This window comes from Pseudodesulfovibrio sp. JC047 (assembly GCF_010468615.1).
In the GTDB taxonomy this organism is placed as follows: Bacteria; Desulfobacterota; Desulfovibrionia; order Desulfovibrionales; family Desulfovibrionaceae; genus Pseudodesulfovibrio.
The window spans coordinates 1-11,087 of the sequence record NZ_WUEH01000011.1; the positions used below are offsets into that span (position 1 = coordinate 1).

Here is an 11,087-nt window from a genome sequence, read left to right on the forward strand (position 1 = left end):
ATGATATTTTAATCCTAGCCATGTCGGCCTCCTTTGAGCTTCACTTTTACTGGTACTGTTACCAGATTAAGCCTTGGAGTGCCGACATGGTATTTTTGTGGCGTTATTATTCAGTCGAGCGTGTTGACTGTTGTTTTCACTTTGCTAAATTAAGAGTATGGCACATGAGATATCCATTCATAAATTGTACAAATCACGTTTTTGCTGGCTCCTGGCCGTGCTCGTTTTCGGGGGCGTGCTGTGGGGGAGGACGGCCCTGGCGAATTCGCCGAAGTTGCATATTGATTATCCTGAATATTGGCCGTTTTTCACGCACAAGACCGGTGGTGGGGTCGAAGGCATTTTTGGTGATATCATTACCGAGGCTCTGTCGCGGATGGGGATTGGCACAATCTGGCATGAATATCCGTGGGGGCGTTGCCAGATGAATGTGAAATGCGGTCAGGCAACGGCCATGGTTTCAGTGCCGACAGAGGAACGAATGACGTACACTGTCACCCACAAGCATCCATTTTATGTAAAAGAGCTGACGGTTTTTACCTATGCAGATCATCCGAAGATGGCTGAGATCGAGGCCATTACCTCACTGGACGATATTTTAAAAAATGATTTGTCGGTCGTGACATATGTCGGCAATGGCTGGAGTGATGTTTACTTCGAGTCGCAAGGGATAACGACCCACCAAACGCCCCAGTTGAAAAATGTCTGGCGGATGCTGGCCAATAAACGTGCTGACATTGCTGTGGAATGGCCAGGGGCGGCATGGGCGCACATCATTGACGGCAAGGTGAGTGGTTCAATCGTGCAGACTAAAGTCGTACTGACGTCAATGCCATTTCATCTCCTGCTTCGTAAAGGATGTGTGTATTGCGACCGGCTGGATGAATTTGACGCGGTGATCCAACAGATGAAGCAGGAAGGGGTGATTGATAAAATCGTCCGAAGGTATGCGCAATTGGCACCGGAGACGTGCATTCTTGATGAATGAAAGGCCGCCCGACAGAGTGTCAGGCGGTCTTTTTTATCTCATGGGTTGCGAGTGCGTCTAATGCGCTTCGGCCCAGTTTTTTCCAATTCCCATATCGACCTTGAGCGGGACATCCAGTTGTGCGATGTCCTGCATGATTTGTGTGAGACGCTGCCCCGCGGCTTCAATGGTTTCCTTCGGGGCCTCGATGATAAGTTCATCATGCACCTGAAGAATGAGCTTGGCTCCGAGTTCTTGTAGTTCCTTGTCCGTCTGGGCCGCGAGCATGGCCATTTTGATGATGTCGGCGGCTGATCCCTGAATGACCGTGTTCACGGCCTGGCGTTTGGCCTGGGACGCGAGTTGGTTGTTTCGGGAATGCAGTTCCGGCAACAGACGGCGCCGTCCGGCAAGCGTGGTGACGAAGCCGTGTTTTTGGGCGTCTTCAACGATGGTGTCGTAGTACGTCTTGAGTGTGGCCATTTTTTCGAAATACTTTTCCGTGAATTCCTTGGCCTCGGTCTGTTTGATCTTGAGTTCTCGGGCCAGTTTCTGAACACCCATACCGTAGATCAGACCGAAGTTGATGGTTTTTGCGCCACGCCGTTCTTCTGATGTGACATCCTCAACGGTTTTGTCGTTGAGCAGGGCTGCGGTCCGTGAGTGAATGTCCTCATCATGACGGAACGCGACGATCAAAGCCGGATCTTTGGAAAAATGTGCCAGAACTCTCAGCTCGATTTGTGAGTAATCAGCAGCAGCCAACAGATTGCCCGGGGCCGCGTTGAAACAGGCGCGCATCCGAGGTCCATGCACCCCGCGAATGGGGATGTTTTGCAGGTTGGGCTGCGAACTGGAGAGTCGGCCTGTGGCGGTGGACAATTGATTGAAATGGGTGTGCAACCGGGAGGTTGAATCCACCAGTTTCGGCAATGGTTCCAGATAGGTGGAACGCAGTTTTTCCAGCATGCGATATTCGAGCACCGCTTCCACGATGGGGTGTTGATCCCGAATCTTTTCCAGGACCTGGTTGGCGGTGGATCGGAGTCCGGTGCTGGTTTTCGAACCAGCTTTGATCCCGAGGGTGTCGAACAGCACCACGGCCAGTTGTTGGCTGGAGCGGATGTTGAATTCCTCTCCGGCGTGGCCGATAATGGTTCGGGTCAGCTCGGCCAGTTGCGCACTGACATCATCGAGAAATCCTTTGAATGCGTCAAGGTCAACCGAGATCCCGTTTTTTTCCATGGCAACCAGAACCGGGATGAGCGGTATTTCCAGCGTGTGCATGAGTGGACCGAGTTCAGCGGTTTCCACCTGTCCTTGAACGCCTTGCATGTAGGCCAGTGCGGCCAATCCCTGGGATTGCGAATGCAGTCCCTTGGCTGATTGGACAAATTCCGGTCGTCTATCCTGATACATGGATTGTTTGAGTCGGGTCCAGGTGTAGTTTCGGGATTCCGGGTCGAGAAGATAGGCCGCCAGACTGAGGTCAAACCATTGGCTTGCCAGAATGTATTCCCATGCCGAATCCGCCCGCAGTAAATCCTGCACTGAGGGGGTGGCGATCACTGAAGCGTCCGCAAGTGCGCGAACCAGATCGGCGACATCGCCGGTATAGCGATATTCTGTTCCTTCCATGCCGATGAAGAAGCCGTTTTTTGTGAAAACGAGGCCCACGTCTTCGCCTGCCAGATTTGGTAGTTCAGCGATGGATGGTGCTTCATTCACGGCCAGAGGTTCTTCGACCTGCGGTGTGGCTGGAGTTTCGCCGAACAAGGATAACATGCCGTCGCCCTGTGCCTGTGCAGGTTGCGCGGATTGCGCAGTGACTTGCGGTGTGCTTGCTTCTTTTTGGGTTGCCATCTTTTTGGGCAAGTCCCGTTGCAAACCGCGCAGTTCGTACTCTTCGAGAAAGGCGTTGAGTGCGTCCACGTCCATGTCCTGCACCAGAAAATCGTCAATGGGATTGTCACAACAATCCGTTTTCATGCGGGTCAAGTCGCGGAACATGAAGACTTTTTCGAGTTCCGGTTCAACCTTGGCGCGGAGTTTTTCCGGGAGTTTGTCGATATTGTCACGCATTTCTTCCAGCGTGGGACCGGTCGCTGCAAAAATTTTGCGCGCTGTAACTGGTCCGACTTTGTGGATGCCGGGGATATTGTCCGCCGAGTCGCCGATGACAGCCTGGAAATCCGGCCATGTCGTGGGTTCCATGCCTTCTTTTTCCCGAAAACTCTCGAGTGTGTAGAAGGTTTGCTTGCGTCCGTGCTGGCTGACCATGGCCACGTTGGTATCAAGGCACTGTTTGATGTCCTTGTCTGAGGCCAGAATGATGACGGGACGATCCTTTTTATAGCGATTCGCCAGAGCGCAGATGCAGTCGTCAGCCTCGACGCCGTGGGAGACAAGAAGCTTGAGACCCAGCAATTGAACACCTTGCTGGACCGGCTCGATCTGATCGGCCAATGCTTCGGGCATGGGCGGTCTGTTTGCCTTGTATTGGTCATACAAGTCATTGCGGAACGTCTTGCCTCGACCGTCCATCATGAATGCGACGTGTTTCGGCTTTTCGTCCTTGAGCAGGTTCATGAGCACCCTGAGCACCGTGTTGATCGCGTTGGTGGGAAAACCATCCGAGCGAGACAGGTCGGCGCGGGCATAAAAGGCCCGATAGAGCAGGGCGGTTCCGTCGATAAGGTAAATGGGGTCCGTATCGAAATTGAGGTGTTCTTTGAGCGACATATATATGGTGTGAGTAAGAGTTATACTTTACGAATCGTGGCCTTGCGACCTTGTCCGATTCGTTTGAGCATGAATATTTCCGGGTCCACGCCGTCCAGTTCCTCGATGGGGACTTCGGCGCGGGCGGCCTGTTTGTGACCTCCGGCAGATCCGAGACCATTCATGAGTTTTTGGGCCATGGTCCCCATATCGCGGCGTTGGCCGTCTCCGCGAAGGATGCAGACGAGTTTGTCTTCCGATGTTCCGGACACGACCACCCAGGGAACATCGTGAACCCGGGTGAAGAAGTCGGCGACAATGACCAGAATATCTGGGTTTTCCACATTACCGCAATAGGAGAACAAGCCTTTTCCCACCCGGCGCAGGTTGTAGAACGCGCGGGAAATGTAGCGCATCCAGTCCAGATGGAATTCACTGCGGCTGATGCGGTTCATCAATTTGGAATCAGCGAATTTTGACAAGAATTTGAAGGCCGCCATGTCTGCGTCGATGAACTTGCGTTCAAAGGTTTTGGTGTCGCAGCGGATACCGTACATCAGGGCCGTGGCCAGGAGTTTGGCCGGGCGGATTTTCATATTGTACAGGTATTCGGTCATCATGGTGCAGACAGAGCCGTATTTGGGCCGGATATCCACATATTCGGCCTCGACCAGATTGTCTTCGGCAATGGGGTGATGATCGATCACCACAGAAAAATCGAATTGCTTGAATTCGGGATTGTGGTGGGGCTGCGAGTCTACCAGCGCGAATTTGTCGAACTGGACCGCCAGTGTCGGCGTCAATTTTTGCGTGGGTATGCGGCAATAACGGATCATCGACAGGTTGTCCGGTCGTTTGATCTCGTTGATTTGTGCAATGGCGGTTCGATTGACTCGACGCGCCATGATGCGCCTCAACGCCAGGGCCGATCCCAGTGCGTCCGGGTCGGCATTGATGACGATAAGCCAGTTATCGTCTTTGGTGAAGAGTTCGAGCAAGTGCTCGACCTGTTCATCCAATTGTCGAAAGAGTGCCAAAAAAGCTATCCCCGTTTCAGGGTTAACGGAAGCCCGGCAGCGACCAGAAATGCCTGGTCGGCCTGTTCGGCGATGCTTTTGTTGAGCGCGCCGAGGCTCCGAACAAATGCTCGGACTTCACCGGAAGCCGGTAAAACTCCGAGTCCGGTTTCACAGGAAACCAGTATCAGATTCGTGGAGTCCCAATCCGTGAGAACATCCATGAGTTCCTGTGTTTTTTCGTCTGCACATCCAGCTTCTCGACAGGCGAAAATCCAGTAGTCGAGACTGTCCACAAGCACAGACGGAAAGTGCAATTTAGCCTGTCTCAGCGCTTGAGGCAAGTCCTCGGAAACTTCAATAACTTCAAGGGTTGCGGAACGTTCTCTCCGGTGCTTGGCGATCTGTTCACGAAACGCGAAGTCCTTGGCTTTGCCTGTGGCGATGAAAACGCCCGGTTGTTCAGCCTTGGACAGCACGTCGAGTGCAAAGTCGGATTTCCCGGATTTGTTGCCGCCAAGTATCAGCGTTATCATGATTCGTTACTCCAGCAGGATGTCCACTGACCCAAAAGGTCAAGGGAATGAAACAGGCCCTGCTCATTGAACAGTTCCAGTGTGACTGTCGGTCCGGTAAAATTGTTGAGCAGAGTGCGTAACAGGTCGCGTCCACTCTTGTCCATGTTCGAGAGGGGCTGGTGCCGCTGGCGGGTTTCCATGCCGTAGACATGGAGCATCTGTACATGTCGCCACAGGTCGGGCAAATCGAGAATCTTCTCTTGTTCGTAGGCCAGCAGATGACCGATATCGAGACACGCGGAATAGCCGGCTTCCCGGATTTCATCCCAGATGGGTATCAGGCTATATCCCTGGATGTTTTCGATGAGAAAATTCGCAGGATCGACCCCTTTGTCCCGTAACCGTGCGGCTAGCGGGATGAGCATATCCAGTTCGGTGGGGGGATGCAGAACATAGGCATGCGGAGACAGGAAGGCTGCTTTGTCAATCAGTCTGTCCAAGGTGTGCCAGATGGTGTCCAGCCCGGTTGACCAATCGAGATCCAGGGGCAAGTGAACATGCCACGACACCGGCAGTTCAGCCAGGGATGGGGGCAGATCAACGTCCGTATAGGCGAGACAGGCTTCGGCTTCGAAAAAAAGCAGGTCGATTTCCGGGAATCGTCCGGCGAGATACACCGCGTTTTCAGCAGCCCCCGCAGGGATGACAAACGACGGTGCGGCAACGGAATACGGAAATTTCACAGCCCATTTTCGTTCAGCCTCGCTGACGGAATCAGGCCATTGGCGTGCAGGTTTTTCCCCGTTGTCACGGCGATTTTTTTTGAAACTGTCGGGCATTGTTGCTCTCTTGATATCGGGCACAGACCTTGCAAAAATACGGACAAACGCACGAATTGCCGAGGTCAGAGCCATGATACGACTCAAAAACTTCTGCCAGCATATTTTCAACCCGCTGCATCTTTTTTGCCGTCTGCGTCAGGCGGGGCTATCCGTCTTTACCGCACGGCATCTGTGCCGGGTGTATGAACGCGGTTTGTATCGATTCTTTTTTTAATCGAGTAAACCGAGTTGTTTCTCTTTGGTCACCCGTTTGGCGGCCAGAGTGGACTTCGTCAACAGATTGTGTGGCAATTCTCGAAGGTAGCGGGATGCGGGCAAATTCAGCTTCTTGCCGTACAGTTGTCGTTTGTCGGAACGGCTGATGTACAGATGCCGTTTGGCACGGGTCATGCCCACGAACATCAGGCGGCGTTCTTCGTGGAATCGTTGCCCCCGGCCCGGAGTGAGTGTCACCTTGGCCGTCAGCAGATTCATTCCGGCAAAGGGAAGGATACCTTCTTCGCACGCAGGCATGAAGACGGCATCGAATTCCAATCCCTTGGATGCATGAAGGGTCATGATTTGCACTTTTTCCGCTGATTTTCTGACCAGTTCCAGCTCTGTCTGGAGGCTGACCCAGTTGACCAATCCTTGCCACCCACCACGTTGATTGAATTCCTTTTTCAGTTCCTTGAACTGTCTGCTTTCCCAGAAGAATTGATCGAATGGCGGTGTTTCGTTCAAAAAGGCGGCCAGTGCGACCGGGCCTTTGGCCAGAATATGATCCGGGACATCGAGCACATCTTCCGAATCAGATAGTGTCATGCCCAGAAATTGTTGGGCGGCCTTGAGAATGCTGGCGACTCGTGGTTCCTGCCAGAATCCTTCCAGTTCCGGGGTGGAGACGGGAATACCCGCGCGTTTCAGGATCTTTTCAAGAATGGGAATAAGGGCCTTGAACCGGACAAGGACTGCGATATCTCCCGGAGCGAGTGTGCCGCATTCTCCATGATCCGCGATGGAATGACTGGTCGCGCCGATGAGTGCCTTGATGCGGTCACTGATCCACGAGGCTTCCCGTATTCCATCCGGTCCTTCAAAAAGGTGAATCGTTGCGGCAATATCTTGATTGGCGTGCAACTTGGGTGCATCCGGGAACAGGGATGCCGCAGTGTCAAGAATGGCCTGTCCGGATCGGTAGTTTTCCAACAGGGTGATGGACTCCATCTTGGGCCACAATTCAGTGAGTCGTTTTTCCACATCCTGTGTGGCTCCCCGGAATCCGTAGATGGATTGATTGGGGTCGCCGATGCAGAAGACGCCTTCACCGGATGGACCGGCAACGCCTTTGATGACAGCGAGTTGCAGCGGAGTGAGGTCCTGGACTTCGTCCACCAAAACATGGGTATACGGCATTTTGAACGTCGGTGCGCCGGATTGTTCCAGCATGAATTCGAGCAGATCGGTATAATCGACCAAATCCCAATGATTTTTCTGGTTGCCGTAATTAATATGTGCTTCGGCCAGATCCTCGGGTAGTTCTTCCAGTCGTTCGCGGGCCAAGGTGTACTTGTTCCAGTAGTGGTCGAGATTTTTACCGGCGAATTCCGGGTTGACTTCGGCGAACAGTTTTTTGGCCGCAGCTTCCGGAACCACGATTGGTGTGTCGGAATAGGCATGTCGCCAATAGTCGAAGCACAAGGAGTGCAGGGTGCCGGCCTGGGGCGTGTCCGTGCTGTCTCCTCGCAGATGTTTCATGCGGTCCCGCAGCTCTTGTGCGGCCCGGCGCGTGAAGGTCAGGGCGAGTATGCGTTTCGGGGGAACCCCGTCGGCAATGAGTCGATCAATGCGGCCCATCAGCGTCTGCGTCTTGCCGGTGCCGGGACCGGCCATGACCAGGACGGCTTCCGGACCTGCGTCAATGGCGACCTGTTGTTCTTTGTTATATTTCATCTGAGGGACGGAGGTCTTTTTGCGGAGTACAACCTTGGTCGGTTTGGCCCGTTCGCCCACATCCTGATGTGTGTCCTGCACGGCCATGGACACCAGGGTCCCGCCGTTTTTGATTTCATCGCGTTCTTTTTCGGAAAAGACGGTAATGGTGCCGTATTCGCCGTCAAATCCAGCTTTGCGGATGACAAGTCCTTCCCGCATACGGGATAGTCCTTCGCCCAGATGCGGAGCAAATTTGTTGAGGTCTTCTGCCGGAGCGCGTTGGAGGATATCCAGCTCGTTGCCAAAGGCCTTGAGCAGTTTCATGTAGAGCAGGTTGACTTTTTTTGACTTCGGTCCGACTCCCACGACTTCGGAGAGGATTTCCTTGAGCGGAATCATGGATACGAAATTCGCTGCACCAGCGGGTTTGACCGGCTCTTCACGGTCAGCCAGAGAAAGGATGCGGTTATACACGCCTACGGTAACGGGCTTGCCGCAGACCGGGCAGATGCCATCGCGGGCAATGGTCTCGTGCGGGTCCATGGACACGCCGCATTTACGGTGCCCGTCCATGTGATATTTCCCTTCTTCCGGGAAAAATTCCACCGTACCGAGAAATTTGTGGCCCAGACCTTCGCTTCGCAGTGCGCGATAAATGCCTTCATAGGAGATTTCACCACGGAACAGATTGGCTTCGCGTCCCAATTTTTCGCCGGAATGGGCATCCGAGTTGGAAATGAGTTTGATGCGGTCGAGTTCCGACCAGGTCCAGTTCATTTCCGGGTCAGAAGACAACCCGGTTTCCATGGCGAAGATTTCATCGGCATAGTCGCCGAAACATTCGCGGATGGAATCAAACCCGGACCGAGACCCGAAGAGTGAGAACCATGGGGTCCAGATATGCGCCGGGACCAGAAAGGCCATGGGATGGGTTTCCAATACCATGTCAATGAGGTCGCGGCTATCAAGGCCAAGAATGGGACGGCCATCGGATGCGAGGTTGCCGACTTCGCCCAGCTTTTCGTTGAACCGTTTCACGGATTCAATGTCCGGCATGTACACGAGATTGTGGACCTTGCGGACTTTGCCGCCGCGTTTGTAAATGGAACTGATCTCGGTCTGGAGCATGAAGCGGACACGGCCGGGAATTTCTCCTCCAAAAGTCGGAATTTCCGATTCAAGCCCATCGGATTCCTTGAGGGTGAAGAGTCCCTTTCCATTGTCCTGGAGCTGATCTTCGATTTCGGCCAGCCATTCGGGGTGCGTGAAATCTCCGGTACCCAGGACGGTCAGTCCTTTGAGGCGCCCCCAAGCTGCCAGGCTCCGGATGGTCAAGTTCTTGCTCGTAGCGCGAGAAAAACGGGAGTGGATGTGCAAGTCTGCGGTGAATCTTTCCATGGACGGAACAGTATAACCATACGATCTTTATTGCAACAGAAGTCAGTGGGAAAAATGGGTTGACCCTGTATTTTGTTGCAGTTACAACTTTCAAATGCCTTTACACGAATTAAACCCGCAGGGGTCTCTTGGTTTTTTGACATGGAAGGTTTCGAGAATCGTGACAAATGATTTGTCTGCCAGATTCGCCGAAGCCGGGCTTGATATCACTGTCGAACAATGGCGTGCTTTGATTCCTGCATACAAACGGGACGGCTTGACTCAAGGCGAATTGTGCGAAGTCATGTCTCAGGAAAAAACTGGTGTCAGCCGGTTGGTGTCTGCGCTGGAAAAACGTGGTTTGTTGCGTCGGGAATCGAGCAAGGCTGATCGTCGGGTTAAGTTCCTGTACATCACCGAAGCCGGTCGGACTTTGATCGAATCTTCATTTGAGCCGGTGGTGCATGTCCTTGCGCAGACCGTGAAAGATGTGGATCCCGCCGAGCTTGCCATTTGCCAGAAGGTCTTGTGGCAGATCATTACATCTCCAGAACGAGAGGAGAAGCTGTTGCAAAATGTTGAATGTAGTTCTTGACGACTGCGTGTTGTCGAGGTTTCCCATAGGTGTTTGTAAAAATATAGTATGATGAATGGGGTATTCATGAAAAAGATATTTTTATTTCTTATTTGTTGTGGACTTGCCGTGTTGCTTGCCACGCCGGTTCTGGCCCAGAAATCAGGAGAAAGGCCTCCTTCTCCTGTCGTAATCGACAAGGTGACAACAGGAGATATGGCGCCGCAAACCGAATATATCGGGACCGTCTTTTTTACGGAAATTTCCAATGTGGCCGCCGAAGTTGACGGCAAGCTGGTTGGGTTGAAGGTTCGGGAAGGGCAGCGGATCAAGAAGAATGATCCGCTTGTGGTTTTGTCTTCCGAGATTCTGAGCCGTACCATTGCCAATGGAAATGCATTGATGGAGCAGGCAAAGGCCGAGTATGAGCTGGCCAAACGGGAAAATGTTCGGACAACCAAGTTGTACGAAAGCGCGACCGTTGCCGAGGGTGAATACGATACCAAGCGGCTGACTGCCGTGTCCGCCGAAAAGAAGATGATCGCGGCAAAAGCGATTTTGAATCGACTGTATACCGAGCGGGATAAAAAGACGATTCGTGCGCCATATGATGGAATTGTCCTTGAACGAAAAGCGTTTCGGGGAGAATGGGTCTCCAAAGGTTCGGTCGTGGCCGTGGTGGCGCGTGACGATGAATTCGATGTGGTCGTCAATGCCCCGCGTGAAGCATTCGGTGTTGTCAGCCCAGGTCTTAAGGTCATTGTCCACACTGCGGGTAAGGAACTGACGGGCACGGTGTTCGCCACCATTCCAAAAGGAGATATCACCACCCGGACGTTCCCGGTCAAGATTCGGGTCAAAAATGATGGCTCGCTGGCCGAGGGCATGGAAGCTCGTGTGACACTGCCTAAAGGCGTTGGCGGCAAGACGTTGATCGTGCCACGCGATGCAATTATTTCCGCTCGTGGGCAGTTGGTCGTCTGGTGCGTCATTGACAGCAAGGCTGTGCCCATGCCTGTTTACGTGGTCGGGTACCGCGGTTTGAGTGCTGGCGTGAAATCCAAGACACTCAAGGAAGGCATGGATGTCGTGGTCAAGGGCAATGAGCGGCTTCAACCGCAGCAGCCTGTCGCCGCTCAACCCATGAAGCAGCAATAG

The 11,087-nt window shown here is 53.2% G+C and carries 9 protein-coding genes; 4 read left to right on the top strand and 5 right to left on the bottom strand.

Annotated elements, in window-relative coordinates:
• Positions 1–274 precede the first annotated feature (274 nt).
• Positions 275–988 carry a transporter substrate-binding domain-containing protein gene (locus tag GO013_RS08740; protein WP_163810215.1) on the top strand — a complete coding sequence of 238 codons (714 nt, stop codon included), beginning with the start codon at positions 275–277 and terminating at the stop codon, positions 986–988.
• 57 nt (positions 989–1,045) lie between these two features.
• Here GO013_RS08740 and polA read toward each other — a convergent pair whose 3' ends face one another.
• Genes polA through cbiR form a run of 4 tightly spaced genes read right to left on the bottom strand, consistent with a single transcriptional unit; the run spans position 1,046 to position 6,061 of the window.
• Positions 1,046–3,709, bottom strand: coding sequence for a DNA polymerase I (gene polA / locus GO013_RS08745; RefSeq protein WP_163810217.1), 2,664 nt, complete (start codon positions 3,707–3,709; stop codon positions 1,046–1,048).
• Positions 3,710–3,729: 20 nt separating this feature from the next.
• The gene (locus GO013_RS08750) at positions 3,730–4,725 is read right to left on the bottom strand and encodes a DHH family phosphoesterase (RefSeq protein WP_163810219.1); all 996 of its coding nucleotides are present in this window, start codon (positions 4,723–4,725) and stop codon (positions 3,730–3,732) included.
• Between the two features lie 5 nt (positions 4,726–4,730).
• Positions 4,731–5,240: a bifunctional adenosylcobinamide kinase/adenosylcobinamide-phosphate guanylyltransferase gene (locus tag GO013_RS08755; protein WP_163810221.1), complete on the bottom strand. Its 510-nt coding sequence runs from the start codon at positions 5,238–5,240 to the stop codon at positions 4,731–4,733.
• On the bottom strand, positions 5,237–6,061 hold the full coding sequence (cbiR, locus tag GO013_RS08760) for a cobamide remodeling phosphodiesterase CbiR (protein WP_203529476.1): 825 nt from the start codon (positions 6,059–6,061) through the stop codon (positions 5,237–5,239). Before cbiR ends, GO013_RS08755 begins: the two co-directional genes overlap by 4 nt.
• Positions 6,062–6,134: 73 nt before the next feature.
• Between cbiR and GO013_RS17000 the strand changes: the two genes are divergently transcribed.
• Entirely contained in the window at positions 6,135–6,278 is a 144-nt protein-coding gene (locus GO013_RS17000; RefSeq protein ID WP_203529477.1) for a hypothetical protein, read from the top strand.
• On the opposite strand, the gene GO013_RS08765 is transcribed toward GO013_RS17000, so the two are convergent.
• Positions 6,275–9,376: a UvrD-helicase domain-containing protein gene (locus GO013_RS08765; RefSeq protein ID WP_163810223.1), complete on the bottom strand. Its 3,102-nt coding sequence runs from the start codon at positions 9,374–9,376 to the stop codon at positions 6,275–6,277. The genes GO013_RS17000 and GO013_RS08765 overlap by 4 nt on opposite strands.
• A gap of 160 nt (positions 9,377–9,536) precedes the next feature.
• On the opposite strand from GO013_RS08765, the gene GO013_RS08770 reads away from it, so the two are divergent.
• Positions 9,537–9,950, top strand: coding sequence for a MarR family transcriptional regulator (locus tag GO013_RS08770; protein ID WP_343219555.1), 414 nt, complete (start codon positions 9,537–9,539; stop codon positions 9,948–9,950).
• Positions 9,951–10,016: 66 nt separating this feature from the next.
• On the top strand, positions 10,017–11,087 hold the full coding sequence (locus GO013_RS08775) for an efflux RND transporter periplasmic adaptor subunit (RefSeq protein ID WP_239057805.1): 1,071 nt from the start codon (positions 10,017–10,019) through the stop codon (positions 11,085–11,087).